The sequence below is a fragment of the Pseudomonas sp. Q11 genome (assembly GCF_024494355.1).
Classification (GTDB): Bacteria; Pseudomonadota; Gammaproteobacteria; order Pseudomonadales; family Pseudomonadaceae; genus Aquipseudomonas; species Aquipseudomonas hefeiensis.
This window is the reverse complement of record NZ_JAKNQY010000007.1, coordinates 38,462-64,353: the sequence shown is the minus strand read 5'-3', so window position 1 is coordinate 64,353 and position 25,892 is coordinate 38,462. Positions and strand designations below refer to the sequence as shown.

Genomic DNA, 25,892 nt, shown 5'->3' with positions numbered 1-25,892 from the left:
GGCGCCTTTTTTTGTGGAAAGGTGATGCGCGATGAATGAAATTCCAGCCAACCCCCTGGCCTGGGTCAACGGCAGCGATGCCCCGGAAAAGAGCGCGATCAATCTTGGCTTCATGGCCTTGAGCGACTGCGCGCCGCTGGTGGTGGCCGCCACCCAGGGCTTCGCCCAGCCTTACGGGCTGACCTTGAACCTCAAGCGCCAGGCATCCTGGGCCAACCTGCGGGACAAGCTGGTCAGCGGTGAAATCGATGCCGCCCACAGCCTGTATGGCCTGATCTACGCGGTGCACCTGGGTATCGGCGGGGTCGCGTCGACCGACATGGCGGTGTTGATGGGGCTGAACCAGAACGGCCAGAGCATCAACCTTTCCCACGGCTTGCAGGCTCAAGGCGTGACCAGTCCTGAGGCACTGGAACGGCATGTGCACCAAACTCGCACGAAACTGACCTTCGCCCAGACCTTCCCCACCGGCACCCACGCCATGTGGCTCTATTACTGGCTCGCCGCCCAAGGCATCCATCCGCTGTCGGATGTCGACAGCGTCGTGGTGCCGCCGCCGCAAATGATCGCCCACCTGCAGGCCGGACGCATCGACGGGTTCTGCGTGGGCGAGCCGTGGTGCGCCAGTGCGGTAAAGCAGAACCTGGGCTTCACCCTGGCGACCACCCAGACCATCTGGCCCGATCACCCGGAAAAAGTCCTCGGCTGCACCCGTGCATTTGTCGAGCACTACCCCAATACCGCCCGCGCACTGGTGATGGCAATCCTGCAAGCCAGTCGCTTCATTGAGCAAAGCACCGAGAACCGCCGCAGCACCGCACAACTGTTGAGTGCGCCCGAATACCTCGATGCGCCGCTGGACTGCATCGAGCCGCGCCTGTTGGGGATCTACGCCGACGGCTTGGGCAATAGCTGGCAGGACCCTCACGCGATGCGCTTCCACGGCGACGGCGAAGTGAACCTGCCCTACCTGTCCGATGGCATGTGGTTCATGACCCAGTTCCGCCGCTGGGGCCTGTTGCGTGAAGACCCTGATTACCTGGCCGTGGCGCGGCAGGTCCAGCAACTCAAGCTATACCGTGAAGCCTGCGCGGCGCTGGACATCGCATCCCCCCGCCAGGACATGCGCAGCAGCCAGTTGATCGACGGCACCACCTGGGACGGCTCGGATCCGGCCGCTTATGCCAAAAGCTTCAAACTGCACGCCTTGAGCGATGCGGCTCCCCTCTTCGCCAGCCGCTGACAGGAGCCTCGACCATGCTGCGTATCCTGCTGATCAACGACACCGCGAAAAAAGTCGGTCGCCTCAAAGCGGCCCTGATTGAGGCCGGATTCGAAGTCATCGACGAATCCGGATTGACCATCGACCTGCCGGCGCGCGTCGAAACAGTGCGTCCGGACGTGATCCTGATCGATACCGAGTCACCCGGGCGCGATGTCATGGAGCAAGTGGTGCTGGTGAGCCGCGATCAGCCACGACCGATCGTCATGTTTACCGACTCCCACGATCCGGATGTGATGCGCCAGGCGATCAAGTCGGGCGTAAGCGCCTACATCGTCGAAGGCATCCACGCGGCGCGCCTGCAACCGATCCTCGACGTGGCCATGGCGCGCTTCGAAAGCGACCAGGCCCTGCGCGCCCAGCTCCTGGCCCGGGACCAGCAACTGGCCGAACGCAAACGCATCGAACTGGCCAAGGGCATGCTGATGAAGATGAAAGAATGCAACGAGGAACAGGCCTACACCCTCATGCGCCGCCAGGCCATGAGCCGTCAGCAGAAGCTGATCCAGGTGGCCGAGCAGATCATTGCGATGAATGAGCTGCTCGGCTGAAAGCCTTGCAGCGCCTGGCCTGCCCCCATCGCGAGCAGGCTCGCTCCCACAGGTTCAGGGGGGAACACAGCATTCGCCAACACCCCGCTCCCACATGGGGGATTGGGGGCACGCAAATGCTGATTCACCCCGAGAACCCCATGTGGGAGCGAGCCTGCTCGCGATAGCCCTCACGCCAAACCCTCCTGTTGGCACAGATCTCGCTTAAGCAACCCCACAGGTAACCAACGGCGGTTGCCCCACCTACGACAAAGACGTCGCACACCCTCCTCGCCCCCTGGCGATTCGGGTTGCGGCGTTTTTTTGTTTTGACCCCACAGTCCGGGGTCGGTGGTGCAGCCACAGGCGGCGCACTGCTTCAAGGCACTGACTCATTTCTCGAGACTTTTACAGCTGAGGTGCGCGATGAATTCAAGCTTCTGGAAATCCGGCCACACCCCGACACTGTTCGCGGCCTTCCTCTACTTCGACCTGAGTTTCATGGTCTGGTACCTGCTCGGTCCACTGGCGGTGCAGATCTCTGCCGACCTGCACCTGACCACCCAGCAACGCGGCCTGATGGTGGCTACGCCGATCCTGGCCGGTGCCGTACTGCGCTTGTTCATGGGCCTGCTGGCCGACCGTATTTCACCGAAAACCGCCGGCATGGTCGGCCAGGTAATTGTGATCGGTGCACTGTTCTGTGCCTGGAAACTGGGCATCCACAGCTATGAACAAGCCTTGCTGCTGGGGCTGTTCCTGGGCGTGGCCGGTGCTTCATTCGCCGTGGCCCTGCCGCTGGCCTCCCAGTGGTATCCGCCACAGCACCAGGGCAAGGCCATGGGCATCGCCGGTGCCGGAAACTCGGGCACTGTGCTGGCAGCCTTGATCGCACCGGTCATGGCGGTGGCATTCGGCTGGACTAACGTGTTCGGCTTCGCGCTGATTCCGCTGATCGTGACCCTGATTCTCTTCGCCTGGCTGGCCAAGAACGCTCCCGAGCGACCAAAAGCCAAATCCATGGGCGACTACCTCAAGGCCCTGGGCGACCGGGACAGCTGGTGGTTCATGTTCTTCTACAGCGTGACCTTCGGCGGTTTCATCGGCCTGGCCAGTGCCTTGCCCGGCTACTTCAACGACCAGTACGGCCTGAGCCCGGTGACCGCCGGTTACTACACCGCCGCCTGCGTCTTCGGGGGCAGCCTGATGCGTCCATTGGGCGGCGCCCTGGCGGATCGCTTCGGGGGCATCCGCACGCTGCTGGGCATGTACACCGTGGCCGCTGTCTGCATCGCGGCAGTGGGCTTCAATCTGCCAAGCTCCTACGCGGCCCTGGCCCTGTTCGTCTGCACCATGCTCGGCTTGGGTGCGGGCAACGGCGCGGTATTCCAACTGGTGCCACAACGCTTCCGTCGCGAGATCGGCGTGATGACCGGGTTGATCGGCATGGCCGGCGGCATCGGCGGTTTCGCCTTGGCGGCAGGCATGGGCGCGATCAAGCAGAGCACCGGCAGCTATCAACTGGCGCTGTGGTTGTTCGCCAGCCTCGGCGTCCTGGCCTGGTTCGGCCTGTACGGCGTCAAGCGTCGCTGGAGGACCACCTGGGGTTCGGCCGCTGTCACCGCGGCTCGGGTATAACTAGCACCCATGAGCCTGCAACTGAGTTTTGCCGAAGCCAGTGCCATTGGCCCTCGGGAAGAAAACCAGGACGCCCTGCGCCTAGTGACCCCGGCGCCGGCCCTGGCTGCCAGCAAGGGGTACCTGTTCGCCATCGCCGACGGTGTGAGCCAATGCGCCGATGGCGGGTTGGCCGCCCGTTCGACCTTGCAGGCCCTGGCCTTGGACTACTATTCCACGCCGCAAACCTGGGGGGTGGCCCAAGCGCTGGACCGGCTGTTGCTGGCTCAGAATCGCTGGCTACAGGCCAATGGTGGCGGACAACCGTTGCTCACCACCGTCAGCGCCCTGGTCCTGCGGGGCCGGCGCTTCACCCTCGCCCATGTTGGCGATTGCCGTGTCTATCGCTGGCACGACAATCATCTGCAACGGGTCAGTGAGGATCACGTATGGGAACAACAGGGCATGCAGCACGTGCTCAAGCGTGCCCTGGGGCTGGATCAGCACCTGATCCTGGACTTCCTCGATGGAGAATTGCGCGCCGACGAGACCTTCGTACTGCTCAGCGATGGCGTCTGGGCGGTTCTGGGGGACACGGCCATCGCCGGTATCCTTCGCGACCAGCCAGATCTGGACATTGCGGCGCAAACCCTGGTCAACGCTGCGCACCTGGCCGGCAGCCAGGACAACGCCAGCGCCCTGCTGGTGCGGGTCGATGCAGTGGGCGAAGCGAGCATTGGCGATGCACTGGCCCAGTTGCAGCAATGGCCCCTTCCCCCGGCATTGAAACCGGGGCAAGTGTTCGAGGGCTGGCAGATCGAAGGCCTGCTCGGCCAGAGCCAGCAATCGTTGCTCTACCGGGTACACGATGGCCAGGGCCAACCGTGGTTGCTGAAAACCTTGCCGGGGCCTCTACGGGACGATACTCAGGCCGGGCAGTCGTTGCTGTCGGAAGAGTGGTTCCTCAAGCGGGTCGCAGGGCGGCAGTTTCCGGAAGTCCACGGCGCTCCCCAGCGTCAGCATTTGTACTACGTCATGCGGGAGTATTCGGGCAAGACCCTGGCCGAGCTGTTCAACCAGGGCGGCCCGTTGCCTCTGCCTCAGTGGCAGGACCTGGCACAGCGGCTGGTCCACGCGGTGGGCCTGTTGCATCGAAGGCAAATCTTTCACCGTGATATCAAGCCGGAGAACCTGCACCTGGGCGAGGATGGGGAACTGCGCTTGCTGGATTTCGGACTGGCGTACTGCCCGGGCTTGTCCGAAGACCAGGCCAACGTGCTGCCCGGCACGCCCAGCTATATCGCCCCGGAAGCTTTCGGAGGGACCCCGCCGACGGCGCAACAAGACCTGTATGCCGTCGGCGTGACCCTGTATTTCCTGCTGACCGGGCACTATCCCTACGGCGAAATCGAGGCGTTCCAGCGACCGCGCTTTGGCGTACCGGTCAGTGCCCATCGCTATCGACCGGACTTGGCCGAATGGCTCGGGCAAAGCCTGGAGCGTGCCGTGGCGGCAGATCCTGGACAACGCTTTGAAACCGCCGAGGAATGGCTGTTGCTGCTGGAACAGGGCGAACGCCGCAGCTTGAGCGTCAGGCCCCGGTCGTTGCTGGAGCGCGAGCCGCTGAAGGTCTGGCGCACGTTGGCGCTGGTGTCTTTGCTGGTGAATATTGTGCTGCTCTTTCTGGTGTTTCACAGCTGAGATCCAGTCGCGCCTATCGCGAGCAAGCTTTGCTCCCACAGGAGATCTCTGAGCCCACAGGATATCTGCTCCCACAGGAAATCTCTGATCCAACAGGATATCTGCTCCCACAGGAAATCTCTGATCCAACAGGAGATCTGCTCCCACAGGATATCTGCTGTGGGAGCAAAGCTTGCTCGCGATGGCGGCCGGACTGTCCATTACAAACTTTCCAGCCTACCGCTCCATTAGCGGGCAACACGCTTTGATTCGGTGCAATAAATCCCTCCCCCATGCGTGAAACCAGTCGCTTGCCCAGTAAATCCGTGCCCTCACGCCAGTTGGCACAACCACTGCATAGTCTCTCTCACCATACATAAAGCAACGCCTCCAACGATGAAGGCGGTGCTTCCCGAGAGAACGGGACCAGGACAAAGGCGTCCTCGCTAGGCAACTAGCGGGACGCCTTTTTTTGTTTTCGTAAAAATTGAGCCAGTCCAATCGCCGTGATGAAACGTGACGAAACCGGTCTGGGCTTGCGGAGAACCCTGATGAAAAAACTCAAACTGGTGATGATCGGCAACGGCATGGCCGGGGTTCGAACCCTCGAAGAACTGCTCAAACTGAGCAATGAGCTGTACGACATCACGGTGTTCGGCGCCGAGCCCCACACCAACTACAACCGCATCCTGCTCTCGCCCGTGCTCGCCGGCGAGCAGACGTTTGAAGAAATCGTGCTCAACGACCTGAGCTGGTACCTGGACAACAACATCAAGCTGCTGCTCAACCGCAAAGTGGTGGAGATCGACCGGATCAAGCGCCGGGTCATCGCCGAGGACGGCAGCGAAGCCGAATACGACCGCCTGCTGATCGCCACAGGCTCCACGCCGTTCATCCTGCCAATCCCCGGCAACACCCTGGAGGGCGTGATCGGCTACCGCGACATCGCCGACACCCAGGCGATGATCAACACCGCCAAGACCCACAAACACGCCGTGGTGATCGGCGGCGGGCTGCTGGGCCTGGAAGCCGCCAACGGCTTGAAACTGCGGGGCATGGACGTGACGGTGGTGCACCTGGGTGAGTGGCTGCTGGAACGGCAACTGGACAAGACCAGTGGCCAGCTGCTGCAAACCGCCCTGGAAAATCGTGGCCTGAAATTCCGCCTCAGCGAACAGACCCAGGCCCTGCACGACGCCGGCAATGGTCGGGTCGGCTCGGTGCAATTCAAGAACGGTGACATCATCCCCGCCGACCTGGTGGTGATGGCTGCCGGTATCCGCCCCAATACCGAACTGGCGGAAAAGTCCGGCATTCCTTGCAACCGCGGGATCCTGGTCAACGACACGATGCAAACGTACGACCCGCGCATCTATGCCATCGGTGAATGCGCCAGCCACCGTGGGACCGCCTACGGCCTGGTGGCACCGCTGTTCGAGCAAGCCAAGGTCTGCGCCAATCACCTCGCGCAACTGGGCTTCGCCACCTACAAGGGTTCGGTGACCTCGACCAAACTCAAAGTCACCGGCATCGACCTGTTCTCCGCCGGGGACTTCATGGGCGGCGAAGGTACCGAGACCATCACCCTCTCCGACCCGCTTGGCGGCGTCTACAAAAAACTGGTGATCAAGGATGACGTGCTGGTCGGCGCCTGTCTGTACGGCGATACGGCAGACGGTGGCTGGTATTTCCGTCAGATCCGTGAGAACCACGCCATCAGCGAGATCCGCGATCACTTGATGTTTGGCGAAAACGCACTGGGAGACGTAGGACACCAGGGCCAGGACAAAGCCATGAACATGGCCGACACCGCCGAAGTCTGCGGCTGCAACGGCGTGTGCAAGGGCACCATCGTCAAGGCGATCCAGGAGCACGGACTGTTCAGCGTCGATGACGTGAAAAAACACACCAAGGCCGCCAGTTCCTGCGGTTCCTGCGCCGGGTTGGTGGAGCAGATCCTGATCAACACCGTCGGCGGTGCGGCGGATGTCAAACCGAAAAGCGAAAAAGCCATCTGCGGTTGCAGCGACCTCAACCACGGGCAGATTCGCCAGGCGATCCGCGACCAGCATCTGCTGAGCATCGCCGCAACCATGAGCTACTTGAACTGGCGCACCCCGAACGGCTGCGCCACCTGCCGCCCGGCGCTCAACTACTACCTGATTTCCACCTGGCCCGGCGAAGCGCACGACGATCCACAGTCGCGCCTGATCAACGAGCGTGCCCACGCCAACATCCAAAAAGACGGCACTTACTCCGTCGTCCCACGGATGTGGGGTGGCGTGACCAATCCGTCGGAGCTGCGGCGCATTGCCGACGTGGCCGACAAGTACAACGTGCCGATGGTCAAGGTCACCGGCGGCCAGCGTATCGACCTGCTGGGGATCAAAAAGCAGGACCTGCCCGGGGTCTGGAAAGACCTGGACATGCCGTCCGGCCACGCTTATGGCAAATCCATCCGCACCGTAAAAACCTGCGTGGGCAGCGAGTTCTGCCGCTTCGGCACGCAGAACTCCACCCAACTGGGGATCGAGTTGGAACACGACCTCTTCAACATGTGGTCGCCCCACAAAGTGAAGCTGGCCGTCTCCGGTTGCCCACGCAACTGCTCGGAAGCGGGCATCAAGGACGTCGGCATTATCGGCGTCGATTCCGGCTGGGAGATGTACATCGGCGGCAATGGCGGGATCAAGACTGAGGTCGCCGAGTTCTTCGTCAAGCTCAAGACCGCCGAAGAAGTGCGCGAATACAACGGTGCATTCCTGCAGTTGTACCGCGAAGAAGCCTTTTACCTCGAGCGCACCGTGCACTACATGCAGCGGGTCGGCATGGAGCACATCAAGAAAGCGGTACTTGAAGATCCGCAACGACGCAAAGCCTTGCATGACCGCCTGAAGTTTTCCCTGTCGCTGGAACAGGACCCATGGAAAGAACGCCTGGAACAGCCCCTGCTGAAAAAAGAGTTTGAAGTCATCCCCGTGAAAAATCTGGAGGTGCCGGCATGAACTGGCTGGATATCTGCGCGCTAGACGAGATCAACGCCCTGGGCTCGCGCATCATCAACGGACCAAAAGGCGATATCGCGATTTTTCGTACCAGTGACGATGAGGTTTTCGCACTCGATGACCGCTGCCCGCACAAGGGTGGCCCGCTGTCCCAAGGGTTGATCTATGGCAAGCGCGTGGCCTGCCCGCTGCACAACTGGCAGATCGACCTGGAAACCGGCCAGGCCCAGGCCCCGGATGTGGGCTGCGCTCATTATCATTCGGCGCGGGTCGAAAACGGCCGGGTGATGCTGGCATTGCGGGAAGCAAGCTGATGAGCCATCAGACCACTGCCTCGACCTGCTGTTATTGCGGGGTCGGTTGCGGCGTGCTGATCGAACATGACGACGAGCGCATCCTCGGCGTCAGTGGCGATCCCGCCCACCCGGCCAACTTCGGCAAACTGTGCAGCAAGGGTTCGACCCTGCACCTGACCGGCGACCTCGCCGCGCGCGCCTTGTATCCCGAACTGCGCCTGGGCAAGGGCCTGTCCCGCGCCCGCAGCGACTGGGACAGCGCGCTGGAACACGCTGCCAGCATCTTCGCCGATACCATCGCCGAACACGGCCCCGACAGCGTGGCGTTCTATATCTCCGGGCAACTGCTGACCGAGGACTACTACGCCTTCAACAAACTCGCCCGGGCCCTGGTGGGCACCAACAACATCGACAGCAATTCCCGGCTGTGCATGTCCTCGGCGGTGGTGGGCTACAAGCGAAGCCTTGGCGCCGATGCGCCTCCCTGCAGCTATGAAGACCTGGAGCTGAGCGACTGCGTGATGATTGTCGGCAGTAACATGGCCTACGCCCACCCGATCCTGTTCCGTCGCCTGGAGGAAGCCAAGTCCCGCCGGCCGCAGATGAAAATCATCGTCATCGACCCACGGCGTACCGACACCTGCGACCTTGCCGACTTGCACCTGGCGATCCTGCCGGGCACCGATGTCGCATTGTTCCATGGGATTTTGCACCTGTTGTTGTGGGAAGACTGGGTCGACCGCGATTTCATCAAGGCTCACACCGAAGGCCTGGCGGACCTGAAGAACCTGGTGCGCGACTACACGCCCGCCATGGTCGCCCAAATCTGCGGCATCAGCGTCGAGCAACTGCACCAGTGCGCCGAATGGGTCGGCACGTCGCCCAGCTTCCTGTCGTTATGGTGCATGGGCTTGAATCAGTCCACCGCCGGCAGTGCGAAGAACAGCGCGTTGATCAACCTGCACCTGGCCACCGGGCAGATCGGCCGGCCGGGCGCCGGGCCCTTCTCGCTGACCGGTCAGCCCAATGCCATGGGTGGTCGGGAAACCGGTAGCTTGTCGAACCTGCTGCCGGGCCATCGCGACGCCGCCAATGCTGAGCATCGCGCCGAAGTCGCCCGCTACTGGGGCGTTGAACAATTGCCCGCGACCACGGGTTTGAGCGCCATCGAACTGTTTGAACAGGTTCGCAGTGGCAAGATCAAGGCGCTGTGGATTGCCTGCACCAACCCCGCGCAGTCGATGCCTGACCAGACGGCAGTCAGGGACGCCCTGCAAGCCTGTCCATTCGTGGTGCTGCAAGAGGCCTTCCGGACCACCGAAACCGCCGCGTTTGCCGACCTGCTGCTGCCAGCGGCCAGTTGGGGCGAGAAAGAAGGTTCAGTGACCAACTCCGAGCGGCGTATTTCCCACGTCCGCCGGGCGATTGCCGCACCGGGTGAAGCACGGCCGGACTGGGCGATTACAGTGGACTTCGCCCAGCGCCTGGAGAAACGCCTGCGCCCGGGCCAACCCAGCCTGTTCGCCTTTGAAACCCCAGCCCAGTTGTTCGATGAATACAAGCAACTGACCCGTGGCCGCGACCTGGACTTGTCCGGTATCAGCCACGCTTTGATCGATCAACTCGGTCCTCAGCAATGGCCCTTCCCGGAAGGCGCCAGCAGCGGAACGCCGCGCCTGTATCTGGACTGGATTTTTCCTACTGACAATGGCCGCGCCCGGTTTGTCGCAGAGCCGTATCGCGCCGCCAAAGAGCTGCGCGACGCCCGCTACCCATTGACCCTCAACACCGGTCGACTGCGGGACCAATGGCATGGCATGAGCCGCACTGGCACCGCAGCGCAATTATTCGGCCATGTGAACGAGGCCGTGCTCAGCCTGCACCCCGACGAACTGCATCGCCATCGCTTGCAAGCCGGTGACCTGGTCAGCCTCAAGAGCCGTCGTGGCGCCATCATCGTGGCGGTGGACAGCGACGACAGCGTGCGCCCCGGCCAGGCATTCCTGCCCATGCACTGGGGCGACCGCTTTCTCAAGGGTGGGGTCAATACCCTGACTCAACCGGCCTTCGACCCCTTGTCAAAACAACCGGAACTCAAACACAGCGGCGTGCGCCTGGAGCCGGTGAGCCTGCCCTGGCAACTTTTCGCCCTGGTTGAAGGCGATGTTCAACAGCATCTGGAGACTTTGCGACCCCTGTGTGAGGCGTTTTCCTACGTCAGCCTGAGCCTGACCGGGCGCGAACGTCCCGCGTTGCTGATTCGCGCGGCCAGCGCCGTCGCCCCCGAGCCACAGTTGCTACAAGCGATCGACGAGCAACTGGGACTCATCGAAGGACCCGTGCTGGCCTATGACGATCCGCGTCGCTCCATCGGTAAACGGGTGCGGATCGAAAACGGCCGCATCACAGCGATTCGTCTGGCCGGTGAAACTCTCGCCCGGCACTGGCTGCAAAACCTTTGGCTGGAAGGCCGCGCCGATGAGCAGTTGCGGCGCTGGTTGCTGGCGCCTTTGAGCGCCCCACCAGGCAATGTCGGCGCCTCGGTCGGCGGCAGCAAAACGCTGTGCAACTGCATGAACGTCAGCCAGCGTGCGATCTGCGCGGGCATTGAACGTGGCCTGGACTTAAAAGGCTTGAAACAGGAGCTGGGCTGCGGCACGCAATGCGGCTCCTGCGTACCGGAAATCAAGCGTCTGCTGGTTGCCACCGCGCAACCAGTGGCCGCTGTCTCGTGAGGAAAAGCACTATGAACGCAAAAGTCTGGTTGGTGGGTGCAGGTCCCGGCGACCCTGAATTGCTGACCCTCAAAGCTGTGCGCGCCTTGGGCGAAGCCGACGTGGTGTTGATCGACGATCTGGTCAACGACGCGGTGCTGGAACACTGCCCCGGCGCGCGGATCATTGCCGTGGGCAAGCGCGGCGGATGCCGTTCCACGCCACAGGCCTTTATCCATCGGCTGATGCTGCGTTATGCCCGTCAGGGCAAGTGCGTGGTGCGCCTCAAGGGCGGCGACCCGTGCATCTTCGGCCGCGGCGGCGAAGAGGCACAGTGGCTGCGCGAGCACGGCGTCGAAGTGGAGTTGGTCAATGGCATTACGGCCGGTCTTGCGGGGGCCACCCAATGTGATATTCCGCTGACGCTGCGTGGGATTGCCCGGGGCGTAACGCTAGTCACCGCTCACACCCAGGACGGTAGCAGCCTGAACTGGCCAGCCTTGGCACAAAGCGGGACCACCCTGGTGGTGTACATGGGGGTGGCGAAACTGAGCGAGATCCGCGAACAACTGCTGGCCGGAGGGCTGGCGGCGGACACGCCGGTAGCTATGATTGAAAACGCCTCCCTGCCCCATCAGCGTGACTGTCGCAGTGACCTGGCCTCAATGGAAGCCGATGCAGGCGCGTTCCAACTCAAGAGCCCGGCGATCCTGGTGATTGGTGCGGTGGCCGGCGCTGCCGAACCTGTGGGAGCAAAGCTTGCTCGCGATGGGGTAGGGTCAGCAACATTCAGACGGGCTGACACACCGCTATCGCGAGCAAGCTTTGCTCCCACAGGTTTAGTGTTTTAACCAATTGAATTGTGGCGAACCCACCCCTCATTTCCCAAATCGCAGGCAAAGAAAAGCCCGGCCTAGGCCGGGCTTTTCTATAGCTGTGGGCTAATTACTTAGCTTCGGCTTCAACTTCTGCTTCTACGCGACGGTTTACAGCGCGGCCAGCGTCAGTAGCGTTGTCGGCAACTGGGCGGGATTCGCCGTAGCCAACAGACTGAACGCGGGACGATTCAACACCGTACTGGTTGGTCAGAACGTCTTTAACGGCGTTTGCACGACGCTCGGACAGTTTCTGGTTGTAAGCGTCAGGACCGACGGAGTCAGTGTGACCTTCAACAGTGGTGGTGGTGGAAGGATACTGATTCATGAAATCAGCCAGGTTCTTGATGTCGCCATAGCTGTTTTCTTTAACGGCCGACTTGTCGAAGTCGAACTTGACGTCCAACTCAACACGTACGACTTCAGCAACAGCCGGGCAGCCATCAGCGTCAACGGTTACGTTGGCTGGGGTGTCAGGGCACTTGTCGACGTTGTCGCACACACCATCGTTGTCGCTGTCGGAGCAGACTTCAGCCGGAGCTGGAACTGGAGCAGCAGCAGGCTTGGAGCCGCCACCGAAGTTCACACCGATACCGACGCTTGGAGCCCACTCGGTGTCGCCCTGGTCGATGTTGTACTGAGCTTCAACGCCGGCACGGGCGTAGAAGTTGTCAGTGAAGTACAGCTTGGCACCGCCGCCAACGTTGGCGAAAGTGGAGCCGTTGCGACCGCTACGGCCGTTCTGACCGATGCTCTGATCGGAGAAGCCAGCCGATACGTACGGACGCAGCATGTCGCCTGGGTTGTTGAAGTGGTACAGAGCGTCCAGAGCGGTGTTGGAGCCCTTGATGTTACGACCGTCGTCGGAACGTGCATTGTGCACTTCGTCGTAGGCCAGACGCAGTTCTACGTCGTCGGTCAGGAAGTAACCAATCGAGCCGCCGAACAGGTTGCCGTTGTTCTTGAAGTCACGAGCGCTGTCGAACATTTCTTTCTTGGCGAAGCCTTCGATTTCAACTGCGCCTTGGCCTTGTGCCAGAGCGCCGAACGAAGTGGCAGCAATCAAAGAACCAATGGCAAAGCCCAAGGTGTTTTTCAGTTTCATCCGTTAAATCCCCATCTGGTGATTGTAAAGCAGTCCCGCAAACCGGGGGACAACTCGGCGACAAGTCTATCAGAACTTGCCTACACGTAAGAGATATTTGCGCCGAACTAAGTTTCAGCAATACCCGCAAATTTCTCACGCAATTTATCAAGAGCACGCTTGTAACGCATTTTTGTCGCGCTCAACCCCATGTGCATTATGTCCGCGATCTCCTGGAATTCCAGTTCTGCGACAAATCGTAGCACCAGAATTTCCCGATCGATCGGGTTCACATGGACCAGCCAACGATCAAGTCCGCCTTTCTCCTCCGGCTTGGGCGCCTTTTCTTCGGACGCTTCCTCCAGAGGGTCCAGGCTCAAAGCATCCATTAAGCGACGCTTTCGCCGTTCCTTGCGGTACTGCGTGATGCATTCGTTGTACGTGATGCTATATAGCCATGTCTTGAACTTCGATTTCCCCTCGAAGTTCTTCAGGCCATACAGCACCTTCAACATCACCTCCTGACAGACATCGTCAGCATCACGATCGTTCCCCAGATAACGTGCACAAACGTTAAATAATGTTCTCTGGTAACGGCGCATCAATTCTTCGTAAGCACGTGTTACGTGAAAAAGTTCCGTATGCGCGCGCGCGACCAACTCCTCATCGGAGAGATCACGGGGGTCGTAGCGCGTGGATAGCGATTGGGGTTTGTTCAAAACAAGTCGGGCCGACAGTCTAGGTCAATGTGCGCCGCAGCCTGCGTTAACAGGCATTTTGCGGCGGCATACATTAGCAGGGTTTGCCGGGTTAGCGGCTACTCACATGCTGCTCCAGCAGGATCCGATTGGAGAGCGATACCAGTTCGCCCTCCTCGGTCAGCAATGTGGTCTTCACCGTGCCGATCTCCTCGATCTGGCCTTCGACCTCGCCAACACGCACTTGTTGCCCAACCTCATACAATTCACGCACATAGATTCCCGCAAGAATCTGGCCGGCGATTTCCCGGCTTCCCAACCCCATTGCCAGCGCAACCGCCAGACCAACGGTAATCAATACGATGACGATCACGTGGTTGAGCAGGTCAGTCTTGACCTCCAACTGGCTGATCGCGACCGAAATACTGATGATGATCACCAAACCTTGGGCAATTCGCCCCAAGCCCTGGGCGTAGTCAAGCCCGACGCCTTCAGCCGCGCCACGCACCAGCCCGTTGGCCAGTTGCGCCAGCAGAACGCCCACCAGCAATACCAGCGCGGCACCGAAAACCTTCGGCAGATACAATGCAAGCATATCGAGCGTAGCTGAAACTCGCTCAAGGCCAAGGGATTCAGCCGCGGAAACCAGGAAAATCAGCAGAACGAACCAGTAGACGATCTTGCCGACCAAGGTCGAGATCGGTACCTGAATGCCAGCGCGCGACAGCAACTTGGTCAGGCCGGTGCCGCCCATCAGGCGGTCGAGCCCCAACTTGGCGAGCAGCTTTGAAAGCAGGGTGTCCAGCAGCTTGGCCACCACGAACCCCAACAACAGCACCACCAGGGCGCCGAAGAGGTTGGGGATGAAATTAGCCACCTTGGTCCACAACGCGGTCATTGCCGTGACGAGGCTCTGGGTCCAGAGATCAAGTTCCATATTCAATCAGCCTTATCAGCGGTGCGAGTAACAGGTTTACGACGGGAAACCGGCGAAACGTGGGCCGACCCGTTATTCAGGGCGATCATCAGCGCGGGCAACCAGCGGCCCAGCAGGCTGAACAGATCGCCGGCGCCAACCTGGCGATTGGCGGTTTTCAGTACACGTCCCAGGCATGCATCGTCGTCCCGGCTGGACGGCGAAGCCTTGAGCATGTCGCGCAAAGACTGTTCAAACGGATCGTGCATACGCACCTCTCGTGATGTCTGTGAAAGACGCGATCAAATTTCGGCAGGTCACATGGCACTCCGTCAAACCCAGCGTAAACGGCGGAATAACCACCACTGCCCCAGAGCCACGCCGACCATCAAAAGGCAGGCAACCAGAAAGCCATAAGGACTTTCGGAGAACGGAATGCCGCCGACATTGATGCCCAAAAGACCAGTGAGGAAGCTCATCGGCAGGAAGATCCCGGTGATGATGCCAAAGCGGTACATGGTGCGATTCATGCGCACCGACAGACGCCGGTCCTCGGCCTCCAGCACAAGCCCCACGCGCTCTCGAGTCAATTCCAGCTCTTCGAGGTAACGGGTCAGGCTGTTGTTCAATTCGTTCCAGTAATCGCCATCATCTTCGACAAACCACGGCAGTTTGAGCCGTGTCATCTGGCCGAAAATATCCCGCTGCGGTGCCAGGAACCGCTTCAGCCCGGCCGCCCTTCGACGAATGTGCAAAATGGCATCATGCTCGGGGGTATACCGTTCGTCGGTATCGATCTTTTCCTCTTCCCCGTCGACGATTTCCGAGAGCTGGGTGACCAGATCCTGCACCTTGTTGGTCAGGTACTGCGCCATATAAAGGATGAGTTCCGACGCGGTCCTTGGCCCCTTGCCCTCGGCCAGTTGCGCCAACAGTTCATCGGTGGCGCGCAACGGCCGCAGGCGCAGGGAGATGACTCGTTGGGCGGAGGCGAAGATCCGCACCGACACCATGTCCTCAGGTTCAGCGCCCGGGTTGAGATTGATGCCACGCAGAAACAGCAGCAACTCGGCGTTGGGCAATGGCAACAGGCGCGGCCGGGTGTTCTCCTCCAGCAACAGATCGCAATTGAATTCGCTGAGGCCACTGGATTTACGCAGCCAGGTGTGGGTTTGCGGGTGACTTCGATCCCAGTGCAGCCACAGGCTTTCGTGGGCCTGTAGCTGCAAATCGTCGAGTTCTGTCCGGGCTATCGAACGCGCGCCACCTTTACCATCCAGCACCAGGGCATGCACCAGCCCCCATTGCGCGTTTTCTTCCTCGAACATCCTCATCCCTTATGGCTTTGACGCTTCATTCAGGCATTTTCAGCGGGCTTGGCGAAACAATCACGCCGTTGTTGTCCGCATAGACATACTCGCCTGGACGAAACGTCACGCCGGCGAAGGTCACCGCGACATTGAGATCGCCGATGCCACGCTTGTCGGTTTTCATCGGATGGCTGGCCAGGGCCTGGACACCGAGGTCTGTCTGGGCGATGACGTCGACGTCGCGGATGCAGCCGTAAATCACCAGCCCTTCCCAACCGTTTTTCGCGGCTTTCTCGGCCAGCATGTCACCCAGCAATGCCCGGCGCAGCGAGCCGCCGCCATCGACCACCAACACTTTGCCGTTCCCCTTGAGCTCCACCTGCTCCTTGACCAGGGAGTTGTCCTCGAAGCACTTGATGGTCACGATTTCGCCACCGAAGGAATCGCGGCCGCCGAAATTGCTGAACATCGGCTCCAACACTTGCACCAACTCCGGGTAGGCGTCGCACAGGTCGGGCGTGAGGTAATGGTTCATTGAACAACTCCTGTAAAGGCTGGAACGTCAGGCTGAGGGAGCAACCGTTTGTGACCGGAACCGCGTATCGCGTCATATCTTAGCCGCAAGCCGACAAGAGCGAAATGCCCTTGTCAGAGCCTTCGCTTCAAACCGCCTCGGCCAGCCGGGATGGATCTGCCAGCAACGGTTCGTGCTGATCCGCCAGCCAGCGCGCCACCAGCGGCCAGACCTCAGCATGGGCTGCTTTGCTGACCAGCATCTCGACATGGCCGAAATTGTCGTTGAAGCCCTGCTCCCGGCCCAGGCAGACAAACTGCTTGTGCTCGGAGCCAATCTGTTCAAAGAGTTTGCGGCAAGCCCAGGTTGGGTCCTGCTGATCGCCGGCCGCGCTCACCGCCAGCACCGGCACCCGCACATCGGCCAGCCCCGCCCACCAGTTCTTCTCGGCATCACCGAAACGTCCGAACAGGCCATACCAGCGCATGCTCTCTAGGGCCAGGCCGATGGGCTCGTCCTCCGGGCCGCGCTTGAGCCGTGAACCGGACAATTGGGCAAAACGCTTGAGGATGAACCGCCCGCTCCATTCCACCGGCGGGATTTTAAGCGGCCAGTAGGTGCGGCTGACCTGGGTGCCAAAAAATGCCGCCGAAGCCACCGCCGGTTCGCCCAGGTAGTGGCCGCCCAACGCCGCCGCCAGGGTGATGCCGCCCAGGGAGTGACCGATCCAGTGTGGCACCTGCCCGCTTTGCTCACGCACGAAGGCGCCAATGGCGGGCAGGTCGTAACGAGCGTAATCGGCGACGCGGTTCTTGCGGTAGTCATGATTGCGCTGGGACAGGCCATGGCCCCGCATCTCGGGAATCCACACGTCAAAGCCCAGCCGCGCAAGATAGGCCCCCAGCCCCAAGCCCTTGGGCGAATACCAGAAGCGCCGGTTGGAAAAACTGCCGTGCAGCAGGATCACGGGGATGCCGCGAACCTCGCTGCCGTCAGCCAACCCCAATCGGGTGATGGCCAGTTCAACGCTGTAGTCCGGGCTGTTGCCGGGCTTCAGACGATAGACGTCTTCGCTCAGATCACCACGCCGCTCGGCGCTGATCAGGGCGACAGGAAAAAGGTTACTGCTGCTTTGCATAATGCTCTTGCACAAAAAAGGGCGGCATCCGCCTGGAGCCCGCCCTACTTCAATCAAAAGGGGCCTATGGGTCAGCCGCGCAACCTGTGGGAGCGGGCTTGCTCGCGATTGCGGTGGGTCAGCAAAATAATATCGGCTGACACTCCGCAATCGCGAGCAGGCTCGCTCCCACAAGGAGTTACCCGGCTGACATTACCCGCGAGGCCCCTTCACTCGATCAGACCGCAGCCTGACCCTCAGCCAGGAAGAACCAGGTCTCCAGTACGGAGTCGGGGTTCAACGAAACGCTTTCGATGCCCTGCTCCATCAGCCACTTGGCCAGGTCCGGGTGGTCCGAAGGACCCTGACCGCAGATGCCGATGTACTTGCCGGCCTTGTTGCAGGCGGCAATGGCATTGGCCAGCAGCTTCTTGACCGCCGGGTTCCGCTCGTCGAACAGGTGAGCGATGATGCCGGAGTCACGGTCCAGGCCCAGGGTCAGTTGGGTCAGGTCGTTGGAGCCGATGGAGAAACCGTCGAAGAACTCGAGGAACTCTTCAGCGAGGATCGCGTTGGACGGCAGCTCGCACATCATGATCACGCGCAGGCCGTTGTCGCCACGGGCCAGGCCGTTTTCCGCCAGCAGGTCGACAACCTGGCTCGCTTCGCCCAGGGTCCGGACGAACGGCACCATGATCTCGACGTTGGTCAGGCCCATCTCGTTGCGCACACGCTTGAGGGCGCGGCACTCGAGCTCGAAGCAGTCACGGAACGATTCGCTGATGTAACGCGAAGCCCCACGGAAGCCCAACATAGGGTTTTCTTCTTCCGGCTCGTAGAGCTTGCCGCCGATCAGGTTGGCGTATTCGTTGGACTTGAAGTCCGACAGGCGCACGATGACCTTTTTCGGCCAGAACGCAGCCGCCAGGGTGCTGATGCCCTCTACCAGTTTCTCGACGTAGAAACCGACCGGATCGTCGTAACCGGCAATGCGCTTGTCGACGCTGTCCTTGATCTCCGGCGGCAAGCCGTCGTAGTTCAGCAACGCCTTGGGGTGCACGCCGATCATACGGTTGATGATGAACTCCAGGCGGGCCAGACCCACGCCGGCGTTCGGCAGTTGCGCGAAGTCAAAGGCGCGATCCGGGTTGCCGACGTTCATCATGATCTTGAACGGCAGGTCCGGCATGGCGTCCACGGAGTTCTTCTTGATGTCGAAGCCCAGTTCGCCTTCGAAGATATAGCCGGTATCGCCTTCGGCGCAGGACACGGTGACGCCCTGGCCGTCTTTGAGCAATTGAGTGGCGTTGCCGCAACCGACCACGGCCGGGATGCCCAGTTCACGAGCGATGATCGCCGCGTGGCAGGTACGCCCACCGCGATTGGTGACGATGGCGCTGGCGCGCTTCATCACCGGTTCCCAGTCCGGGTCGGTCATGTCGGAAACCAGCACGTCGCCGGCCTGGACCTTATCCATCTCCGAAACGTCCTTGATGATCCGTACCTTGCCGGCGCCGATGCGCTGGCCGATGGCACGGCCTTCCACCAGCACGGTGCCGGTTTCCTTGAGCAGGTAGCGCTCCATGACATTGGCCTGGGTACGACTCTTCACGGTTTCCGGACGGGCCTGCACGATATACAGCTTGCCGTCGTCACCGTCCTTGGCCCATTCGATGTCCATCGGGCACTTGTAGTGCTTCTCGATGATCATCGCCTGCTTGGCCAGCTCGCTGACTTCGGCGTCGCTCAGGCAGAAACGTGCGCGCTCGGCCTTGTCCACGTCGACGGTCTTGACCGAACGACCGGCCTTGGCTTCGTCGCCGTAGACCATCTTGATGGCCTTGCTGCCCAGGTTACGGCGCAGGATGGCCGGACGGCCGGCTTCCAGCGTGCCTTTATGGACATAGAACTCATCCGGGTTCACCGCACCCTGTACGACGGTTTCACCCAGACCGTAGGCGCCGGTGATGAATACCACGTCACGGAAACCCGACTCGGTGTCGAGGGTGAACATCACTCCGGCGGTGCCGGTTTCCGAGCGGACCATGCGCTGCACACCGGCAGACAGGGCGACCAGCTTGTGGTCGAAGCCCTGGTGCACACGGTAGGAAATGGCACGGTCGTTAAAGAGAGAGGCGAAGACTTCCTTGGCGGCACGGATGACGTTTTCCACGCCACGGATGTTCAGGAAGGTTTCCTGCTGGCCGGCGAAGGAGGCATCCGGCAGGTCTTCGGCGGTGGCCGAGGAGCGCACGGCAACGGCAATGTCGGGATTGCCTTCGGACAATTTGGCGAAGGCCGTGCGGATTTCGGCGTTCAGCTTCTCGGGAAACTCGGCTTCCATGATCCATTGGCGGATCTGGGCGCCGGTCTTGGCCAGGGCATTGACGTCATCGACGTCCAGGGCATCGAGCGCGTCGTGGATCTGTTGGTTCAGGCCGCTCAGTTCCAGAAAATCACGATAAGCCTGAGCTGTCGTGGCGAAGCCACCTGGCACCGATACGCCGGCACCGGCGAGGTTACTGATCATCTCGCCCAGGGATGCGTTCTTGCCCCCCACATGCTCTACATCATGGACGCCGAGCTTATCGAGGGAAACTACGTACTCTACCAAGGTGATCTCTCCACTAACTGTGTTGGAAAAGCTCAAGGCACCGGCGGCTCCAGGGGAGCAAATACCGGCGATATGGCCTGGACCTGGAAAATAAGTGAGAATGCGGGCCACTGGCGGCCGGCAAATCGCGCCTATCATATCCAAGAATCGTCACTAGCTCACTAGGGCCCAAGGCGCAAATGAAACGATCTGCTTTCTTTATCTCCGACGGCACCGGCATCACGGCCGAAACACTGGGCCAAAGCCTGTTGGCGCAATTCGAAAACATTACTTTCACCAAAGTGACACGGCCGTACATCGACAACGTCGACAAGGCCCGGGCCATGGTACAGCAAATCAATAAAGCCGCCGAAACCGACGGTTTCCGCCCGATTATCTTCGATACCATCGTCAATCAGGACATCCGTGAGATTCTCGCAACGTCCAATGGTTTCATGATCGACATTTTTTCCACCTTCCTGGCGCCCCTGGAGCAGGAACTGAGCGAGCATTCGTCCTATTCGGTCGGCAAGTCCCATTCCATTGGTCATAACTCCAACTACATGGAGCGGATCGAGGCGGTCAACTTCGCCCTGGACAACGATGACGGCGCCCGTACGCATTATTACGACAAGGCCGATTTGATCCTAGTGGGTGTGTCGCGCTGTGGTAAGACGCCGACGTGCCTGTACATGGCAATGCAATTTGGTATCCGCGCGGCCAACTATCCGCTGACCGAAGACGACATGGAGCGCCTGCAACTGCCCAGCGCCCTGCGCGCCCACCAGCACAAGCTGTTCGGCCTGACCATCGATCCGGACCGCCTTACGGCGATCCGCAACGAGCGCAAGCCCAACAGCCGCTATTCGAGCTACGCCCAGTGCGAGTTCGAAGTGCGCGAGGTGGAAAATCTGTTCCGGCGGGAGAACATTCCCCACATCAACTCCACGCATTTTTCCGTGGAAGAGATTTCGGCGAAGATCCTGGTGGAGAAAGGGGTGGAGCGGCGGTTCAAGTAACCCGCAACAACACAAAACCCTGTGGGAGCGAGCCTGCTCGCGATAGCGGAGTGTCAGCCAACATTAATGTTGCTGATCCACCGCTATCGCGAGCAGGCTCGCTCCCACAGGGGTTGAGGCGTCCTTACATGCTCTGCATTAATGGACTACCGCCACCTGCTCATCCATTTTCTTGCGCAGGCTCAAGGGACGCATGTCGGTCCAGACCTCTTCGATGTAGGCCAGGCAGTCCTTCTTGAAGCCGCTTTTGCCGACGGCACGCCAACCTTCGGGAATGGCCTTGTAGTCAGGCCAGATCGAATACTGTTCTTCGTGGTTGACCACGACCTGAAAGACGATGTCCTCGCGGTCGAATACTGAAGTCATGGGTGTCTCTCCATCTTTGCTCGAGGTTCACTGCGGTGCGTGCGCAGCCAGGGTATGAAAGGAACGTTTGGAGCCGGGTGAAAATTAGCTTTGGGCAACGGCAGCCTTCAAGGCACGTCTGAAAATCTCGGCAACCCGGTCGATTTCCGCCGCCGTGATGATCAGCGGCGGCAGGAACCGCACCACGCCGCCCTGTCGGCCACCCAACTCCAGGATCAACCCACGCTTGAGGCATTCACGTTGCAACCGTGGCGCCAGAGATGCGTTGACTGGCGGGTGACCCAAGGCATCCGGCGTCCCGGCCGGGTCAACCAGTTCGACGCCAAGCATCAGTCCGCGACCACGGATATCACCCAGTTGCGCAAAATCCCGCTGCAGGACGTGCAGATGTTCGCTCAAGCGATCGCCCATGGCGCTGGCGTGGGCCGGCAGGTTGTGTTCCACCAGATAACGCATCACCGCGGAACCGGCGGCCATGGCCATTTGATTGCCACGGAAGGTCCCGGCATGGGCGCCCGGCAGCCAGGTGTCGAGCCAGTCGCGATAAACCACCACCGCCAGCGGCAGGCTGCCGCCAATGGCCTTGGACAGCACCACCACATCTGGAATGATGCCGGCATGTTCGAACGCGAACATTTTGCCGGTGCGGCCAAAACCACTCTGGATCTCGTCGACGATCAGCGCCACGCCCGCCCGCTCGGTGATGCGCCGCAATCCGCGCAACCAATCCAGATCGGCCGGGATGACCCCGCCCTCGCCCTGCACCACCTCGACGATCACTGCCGCCGGCAATTGCACGCCGGCCTCGGGGTCGGTCAGCAGGTTTTCCAGATAATGCAGATTGGCCTTCACTCCCAAGGCACCGCCCAAACCGAATGGACAGCGGTAATCGTAGGGGTAAGGCATGAATTGCACGCCGTTGCCGAGCAAGGCGCCCAAGGGCTTTTTCGGGCCCAGGCTGCCCATCAGGCTCAGCGCGCCCTGGCTCATGCCGTGATAACCGCCCTGGAACGACAGCACGGTGCTGCGCCCGGTGGCCGTGCGCACCAGTTTGAGGGCGGCTTCCACCGCATCAGTGCCGGTGGGGCCGCAGAACTGGATCTTCGCCTCGGCGGCAAGGTCCGCCGGCAACAGGCCGAACAGGTCCTGGACGAAGCGATCCTTGACCGGCGTGGTCAGGTCCAGGGTATGCAAAGGCAACTCATCGCTCAGCACCTGCTGGATCGCCTCGATCACCACCGGATGGTTATGCCCCAGGGCCAGCGTGCCGGCCCCGGCCAGGCAGTCGATGAAAGTGCGGCCTTCGACGTCCTCGACATACAAGCCCCTGGCGCGTTTGAGGGCCAGGGGAATGCGCCGTGGATAGCTGCGCGCGTTGGACTCCTGCCGGCTCTGGCGGGCCAGCAGCGGCGACTCGTTGAATTGGTAGAGCGTCTCGGTCGGCGCGCAACTGACCCGCGCCGGCTGTGCTTGGATAAGACTATTGGCGACTGACATCTCTCGACCCCGCAATACACTGTAGTAGTGAGCCAAATGGCACCCCGGCCAGGTGCGCATCCGGTTGGGGCGCACGTGCAGGTTTCCTGTTGAGGAAACGCACCGGCACGGCAAGGATTTACTCTCGAACCGAACTTTCCGCCGCGGGCTCGACCAGTGGTTTGTGCATGGCAATGGCAGTGACACCGCCGATGGCGAAAGCCTCGGCGCTTTGCTTGAACCCCAGGTGTCGATAGAACCCGTGGCTGCTGCGCGTGCTGTTGAGTGTCGCCTGGACGACCCCGCGCTCGCGCAACCAGCCCTCGATGTCCCGCACCAGCGCTCGCCCGGCACCGCGGCGAAACCATTCCGGTTGCACATAGCAGAAGGCGATCCGGCCGCAGACCGAGGCCATGGCGGTGCCCACCAGCCGCCCCTGCAAACGCGCCAGGGTCAGGCGCAACCTTGGGTCGAGCAGTAAAGGCTGTATTTGGGCGAGGGTGTTGTGGCGGGTCCAGGCCGCCACGATGCGCGGGTCGTTACGGTGTTCGGCGGCACATCCGAGGCGAATGGAGCGTTCGGCGATCCGGCTGATGATGCCGGCATCGCTGGGTGTTGCGGTGCTGATTTCAATGAGTGGTTCCATGGCACGGTTTTCCTCAGTCCTTGAGTCGAGCTGAAAAAAACATAGACCCGGATGAGGTGGGCGCGCCAATGGGAAGTTGTAGCTTCAAGCTTCAAGCTTCAAGCTTCAAGCGGTCCAGCTTGTAGCTTGTAGCTGCCCGCTAGCGGGCCCTCACCGGCATCGTCAATTCAACCCGCAATCCGTCCGGACGACTGTTGAAATGCAGACCGCAACCGCAACGCTGGACGATCGCCTGGACGATCGCCAACCCCAGCCCGCAGCCGGTGCTCTGGCCGTTGCGCCAGAAACGCTGGGTCAGGTACTGGATGTCGTCGGCGTCAATGCCGGGACCATGATCGCGAACCTGAAAGCGCACGCGCTGGCCAATCATTTCCAGGCTCAATTGCACCTCGGTATCGTCCGGCGTGTGACGCAAGGCGTTGTCCAGCAGATTGCGCAAGGCAGCGATGGAAAGCACCGCCGGCATCTGCACCGGCGCGTCGGACACCTCTGGTGCCAGGTGCAGCTTGATCCGCTGGGGAGCGCCGCCGGTCGCATCCTGGATCGCCAGTCGCGCCACTTGCTCGGCGTTGCACTGCACGCCATCGTCGAACGACAGGCTGCCCTCGACCCGGGCCAGCAACAATAACTGTTCGAGGGTGCGGTGCAAGCGGTCGGCGCCCTCCTCGGCCCGGGCCAGGGACTGATCGCGGGCGACGCCCTCGGTCATGCGCGCCACTTGCAGGTGAGTCTTGATGGCCGTCAATGGGCTGCGCAGCTCATGGGCGGCGTCGCCGGTCAGCCGGCGCTCACGTTCAATGGTCTTGCCGATACGCAGGAACAACTGGTTCTGGGTCTCCAGCAACGGCCGCAGTTCGCTGGGCAGCGGATGGATCTGCAAAGGCTCCAGGGAGTCGGCATTGCGTCGCATCAACGCATCGCGCATGCGATTGAGCGGTGCCAGACCCTGGCCGATGCCCAGCCACAACAGACACAGGCAGCCCAGCAGCGCCACGCCGACCGGCACCGAGGCCGCCAGCAGCACCGACATGTTCAAGGCTTCGCGTTCGATCTGGCGGTCGGCGGTGGTGATGCGCAAATCCCCCCGAGCCAGGGTAAAACTGCGCCAGGGCGCGCCGTCGATCATCTGGTCGTGAAAGCCCAGCTTCTCGGCTTCCAGGGTTTGGTCCGGGGTGCCATGGCTGCGCGCCAGGATCTCCCCCCGCAAGGAACTGACCTGGCAGGCCATGCCCCCCGGGATGCTCAACTGCTCGGTTCTCAGGTGCGTGCCTTCTCCCTTGCTGGGCAATGGCGGCATCTGTTCCAGCAGCCCGGCCACCATCCGCGCCGAAGCCACCAGACGTTGGTCCAGGGAAAACATCATCTGGTTGCGCAGATCACTGAGCATCCACGCCGCCGCCAGGGCCCAGATCAGGGCGAAGGCCGCGCCGAGGGTCAGGCTCAGACGCAATCGCAGGCTCATCACTTGGAAGACTCCCCGTCATCGGCCGGCCCCAGCCGATAACCCAGCCCGCGGACCGTCTCGACAATGCCATTGCCGAGCTTGCGCCGCAGGTGATGGATATGGACGTTGAGGGCGTTGCTTTCCAGTTCGTCGTTGAACCCGTAGACGCTGTCCTTGAGTTGCTCGGTGGACAGGACCCGACCGCGGCTGTGCAATAGCGCCTGCAGCAGTGACTGTTCACGCCGGGAAAGGTCCACCGGCTGTCCGCCCAGGGTGGTTTCCCGGCTGCTGGGGTCGTAAGTCAGACGGCCATGCTCGATCAGGTTGACGCTGCGCCCCGCCACACGCCGCAGCAAGGTGTGCAGGCGCGCTGCGAGTTCACGCAGATCGAAGGGCTTGAGCAAATAATCATCGGCACCGGCCTGCAAGCCGTCGACCCGGTCGGTCACCGAATCCCGAGCGGTGAGGATCAGCACCGGTATCTCCAGGCCTTGCTGGCGCAATTGGCGCAGTAATTTGAGGCCATCCTCGTCGGGCAGCCCCAGGTCCAGCACCATGACATCGAACCTGGCCACACCGACTATCGCCCGCGCCGCCGAGGCCGTGGCGACGTGCTCGACGGTCAGGCCCTGGGCCGTGAGACCGGCGACGATCCCGCTGGCGATCAACTCATCGTCTTCGCAGACCAGTACGTGCATGGTAAGCCCCGT

At 61.3% G+C, this 25,892-nt stretch carries 22 protein-coding genes; 9 read left to right on the top strand and 13 right to left on the bottom strand.

Annotation, left to right across the window (positions count from 1 at the left end; translation table 11 throughout):
• The first annotated feature begins 31 nt into the window (after positions 1-31).
• From MA884_RS09910 to cobA, 8 genes are all read left to right on the top strand, one after another.
• Entirely contained in the window at positions 32-1,243 is a 1,212-nt protein-coding gene (locus MA884_RS09910; protein WP_256230320.1) for a CmpA/NrtA family ABC transporter substrate-binding protein, read from the top strand.
• Between the two features lie 14 nt (positions 1,244-1,257).
• Positions 1,258-1,833 (top strand): ANTAR domain-containing response regulator, encoded by a 576-nt coding sequence (locus MA884_RS09905; RefSeq protein WP_047227152.1) that lies wholly within the window; start codon positions 1,258-1,260, stop codon positions 1,831-1,833.
• Positions 1,834-2,238: 405 nt separating this feature from the next.
• Positions 2,239-3,450 carry a NarK/NasA family nitrate transporter gene (locus MA884_RS09900; protein ID WP_256230319.1) on the top strand — a complete coding sequence of 404 codons (1,212 nt, stop codon included), beginning with the start codon at positions 2,239-2,241 and terminating at the stop codon, positions 3,448-3,450.
• 9 nt (positions 3,451-3,459) lie between these two features.
• Positions 3,460-5,130, top strand: coding sequence for a bifunctional protein-serine/threonine kinase/phosphatase (locus MA884_RS09895; protein WP_256230318.1), 1,671 nt, complete (start codon positions 3,460-3,462; stop codon positions 5,128-5,130).
• A 530-nt stretch (positions 5,131-5,660) separates the two neighbouring features.
• Entirely contained in the window at positions 5,661-8,114 is a 2,454-nt protein-coding gene (gene nirB, locus MA884_RS09890) for a nitrite reductase large subunit NirB (protein WP_256230317.1), read from the top strand.
• Positions 8,111-8,428, top strand: coding sequence for a nitrite reductase small subunit NirD (nirD, locus tag MA884_RS09885; protein ID WP_256230316.1), 318 nt, complete (start codon positions 8,111-8,113; stop codon positions 8,426-8,428). Before nirB ends, nirD begins: the two co-directional genes overlap by 4 nt.
• Positions 8,428-11,145, top strand: coding sequence for a nitrate reductase (locus tag MA884_RS09880; RefSeq protein WP_256230315.1), 2,718 nt, complete (start codon positions 8,428-8,430; stop codon positions 11,143-11,145). The genes nirD and MA884_RS09880 overlap by 1 nt, the downstream gene beginning before the upstream one ends.
• An 11-nt stretch (positions 11,146-11,156) precedes the next feature.
• On the top strand, positions 11,157-11,975 hold the full coding sequence (gene cobA, locus MA884_RS09875; RefSeq protein ID WP_256230314.1) for a uroporphyrinogen-III C-methyltransferase: 819 nt from the start codon (positions 11,157-11,159) through the stop codon (positions 11,973-11,975).
• A gap of 94 nt (positions 11,976-12,069) precedes the next feature.
• Here the strand turns inward: cobA and MA884_RS09870 are convergent, their stop codons facing one another.
• The 8 genes from MA884_RS09870 to ppsA all read right to left on the bottom strand — a co-directional run bounded on the left by MA884_RS09870 (position 12,070) and on the right by ppsA (position 20,252).
• Positions 12,070-13,104 carry an OmpA family protein gene (locus tag MA884_RS09870; RefSeq protein WP_256230313.1) on the bottom strand — a complete coding sequence of 345 codons (1,035 nt, stop codon included), beginning with the start codon at positions 13,102-13,104 and terminating at the stop codon, positions 12,070-12,072.
• 107 nt (positions 13,105-13,211) lie between these two features.
• A complete protein-coding gene (gene sigX, locus MA884_RS09865) occupies positions 13,212-13,802 on the bottom strand; it encodes an RNA polymerase sigma factor SigX (RefSeq protein WP_042729583.1) in 591 nt (196 codons plus the stop codon).
• Between the two features lie 91 nt (positions 13,803-13,893).
• The gene (locus MA884_RS09860) at positions 13,894-14,718 is read right to left on the bottom strand and encodes a mechanosensitive ion channel domain-containing protein (RefSeq protein WP_256230312.1); all 825 of its coding nucleotides are present in this window, start codon (positions 14,716-14,718) and stop codon (positions 13,894-13,896) included.
• Between the two features lie 2 nt (positions 14,719-14,720).
• Complete coding sequence (locus tag MA884_RS09855) at positions 14,721-14,966, bottom strand: hypothetical protein (protein ID WP_014337331.1); 246 nt, start codon at positions 14,964-14,966, stop codon at positions 14,721-14,723.
• Between the two features lie 63 nt (positions 14,967-15,029).
• Entirely contained in the window at positions 15,030-16,025 is a 996-nt protein-coding gene (locus MA884_RS09850) for a zinc transporter ZntB (protein ID WP_256230311.1), read from the bottom strand.
• A 25-nt stretch (positions 16,026-16,050) separates the two neighbouring features.
• Positions 16,051-16,542 carry a ribonuclease E activity regulator RraA gene (rraA, locus tag MA884_RS09845; protein WP_047227142.1) on the bottom strand — a complete coding sequence of 164 codons (492 nt, stop codon included), beginning with the start codon at positions 16,540-16,542 and terminating at the stop codon, positions 16,051-16,053.
• Between the two features lie 127 nt (positions 16,543-16,669).
• A complete protein-coding gene (locus MA884_RS09840; RefSeq protein WP_256230310.1) occupies positions 16,670-17,659 on the bottom strand; it encodes an alpha/beta fold hydrolase in 990 nt (329 codons plus the stop codon).
• Between the two features lie 217 nt (positions 17,660-17,876).
• Complete coding sequence (ppsA, locus tag MA884_RS09835) at positions 17,877-20,252, bottom strand: phosphoenolpyruvate synthase (RefSeq protein WP_256230309.1); 2,376 nt, start codon at positions 20,250-20,252, stop codon at positions 17,877-17,879.
• A 179-nt stretch (positions 20,253-20,431) separates the two neighbouring features.
• Here ppsA and MA884_RS09830 point away from each other — a divergent pair, with 179 nt between their 5' ends.
• Complete coding sequence (locus MA884_RS09830; protein WP_256230308.1) at positions 20,432-21,250, top strand: pyruvate, water dikinase regulatory protein; 819 nt, start codon at positions 20,432-20,434, stop codon at positions 21,248-21,250.
• Between the two features lie 138 nt (positions 21,251-21,388).
• Here MA884_RS09830 and MA884_RS09825 read toward each other — a convergent pair whose 3' ends face one another.
• The 5 genes from MA884_RS09825 to MA884_RS09805 all read right to left on the bottom strand — a co-directional run bounded on the left by MA884_RS09825 (position 21,389) and on the right by MA884_RS09805 (position 25,880).
• Positions 21,389-21,616, bottom strand: coding sequence for an MbtH family protein (locus MA884_RS09825; protein WP_214912977.1), 228 nt, complete (start codon positions 21,614-21,616; stop codon positions 21,389-21,391).
• An 84-nt stretch (positions 21,617-21,700) separates the two neighbouring features.
• Complete coding sequence (locus MA884_RS09820) at positions 21,701-23,113, bottom strand: aspartate aminotransferase family protein (RefSeq protein WP_256230306.1); 1,413 nt, start codon at positions 23,111-23,113, stop codon at positions 21,701-21,703.
• Between the two features lie 118 nt (positions 23,114-23,231).
• Entirely contained in the window at positions 23,232-23,738 is a 507-nt protein-coding gene (locus MA884_RS09815) for a GNAT family N-acetyltransferase (protein ID WP_256230305.1), read from the bottom strand.
• Positions 23,739-23,877: 139 nt separating this feature from the next.
• Positions 23,878-25,203: an ATP-binding protein gene (locus tag MA884_RS09810; protein WP_256230304.1), complete on the bottom strand. Its 1,326-nt coding sequence runs from the start codon at positions 25,201-25,203 to the stop codon at positions 23,878-23,880.
• Positions 25,200-25,880, bottom strand: a complete 681-nt coding sequence (locus tag MA884_RS09805; RefSeq protein ID WP_256230303.1) for a response regulator — start codon at positions 25,878-25,880, stop codon at positions 25,200-25,202. The genes MA884_RS09810 and MA884_RS09805 overlap by 4 nt, the downstream gene beginning before the upstream one ends.
• Positions 25,881-25,892 lie beyond the last annotated feature (12 nt).

Coding starts and splice junctions, on each gene's coding strand:
- MA884_RS09910 (WP_256230320.1), top strand. CDS start 32: ATGAATGAAATTCCAGCCAACCCCCTGGCCTGGGTCAACGGCAGCGAT.
- MA884_RS09905 (WP_047227152.1), top strand. CDS start 1,258: ATGCTGCGTATCCTGCTGATCAACGACACCGCGAAAAAAGTCGGTCGC.
- MA884_RS09900 (WP_256230319.1), top strand. CDS start 2,239: ATGAATTCAAGCTTCTGGAAATCCGGCCACACCCCGACACTGTTCGCG.
- MA884_RS09895 (WP_256230318.1), top strand. CDS start 3,460: ATGAGCCTGCAACTGAGTTTTGCCGAAGCCAGTGCCATTGGCCCTCGG.
- nirB (WP_256230317.1), top strand. CDS start 5,661: ATGAAAAAACTCAAACTGGTGATGATCGGCAACGGCATGGCCGGGGTT.
- nirD (WP_256230316.1), top strand. CDS start 8,111: ATGAACTGGCTGGATATCTGCGCGCTAGACGAGATCAACGCCCTGGGC.
- MA884_RS09880 (WP_256230315.1), top strand. CDS start 8,428: ATGAGCCATCAGACCACTGCCTCGACCTGCTGTTATTGCGGGGTCGGT.
- cobA (WP_256230314.1), top strand. CDS start 11,157: ATGAACGCAAAAGTCTGGTTGGTGGGTGCAGGTCCCGGCGACCCTGAA.
- MA884_RS09870 (WP_256230313.1), bottom strand. CDS start 13,104: ATGAAACTGAAAAACACCTTGGGCTTTGCCATTGGTTCTTTGATTGCT.
- MA884_RS09860 (WP_256230312.1), bottom strand. CDS start 14,718: ATGGAACTTGATCTCTGGACCCAGAGCCTCGTCACGGCAATGACCGCG.
- MA884_RS09855 (WP_014337331.1), bottom strand. CDS start 14,966: ATGCACGATCCGTTTGAACAGTCTTTGCGCGACATGCTCAAGGCTTCG.
- MA884_RS09850 (WP_256230311.1), bottom strand. CDS start 16,025: ATGTTCGAGGAAGAAAACGCGCAATGGGGGCTGGTGCATGCCCTGGTG.
- rraA (WP_047227142.1), bottom strand. CDS start 16,542: ATGAACCATTACCTCACGCCCGACCTGTGCGACGCCTACCCGGAGTTG.
- MA884_RS09840 (WP_256230310.1), bottom strand. CDS start 17,659: ATGCAAAGCAGCAGTAACCTTTTTCCTGTCGCCCTGATCAGCGCCGAG.
- MA884_RS09830 (WP_256230308.1), top strand. CDS start 20,432: ATGAAACGATCTGCTTTCTTTATCTCCGACGGCACCGGCATCACGGCC.
- MA884_RS09825 (WP_214912977.1), bottom strand. CDS start 21,616: ATGACTTCAGTATTCGACCGCGAGGACATCGTCTTTCAGGTCGTGGTC.
- MA884_RS09820 (WP_256230306.1), bottom strand. CDS start 23,113: ATGTCAGTCGCCAATAGTCTTATCCAAGCACAGCCGGCGCGGGTCAGT.
- MA884_RS09815 (WP_256230305.1), bottom strand. CDS start 23,738: ATGGAACCACTCATTGAAATCAGCACCGCAACACCCAGCGATGCCGGC.
- MA884_RS09805 (WP_256230303.1), bottom strand. CDS start 25,880: ATGCACGTACTGGTCTGCGAAGACGATGAGTTGATCGCCAGCGGGATC.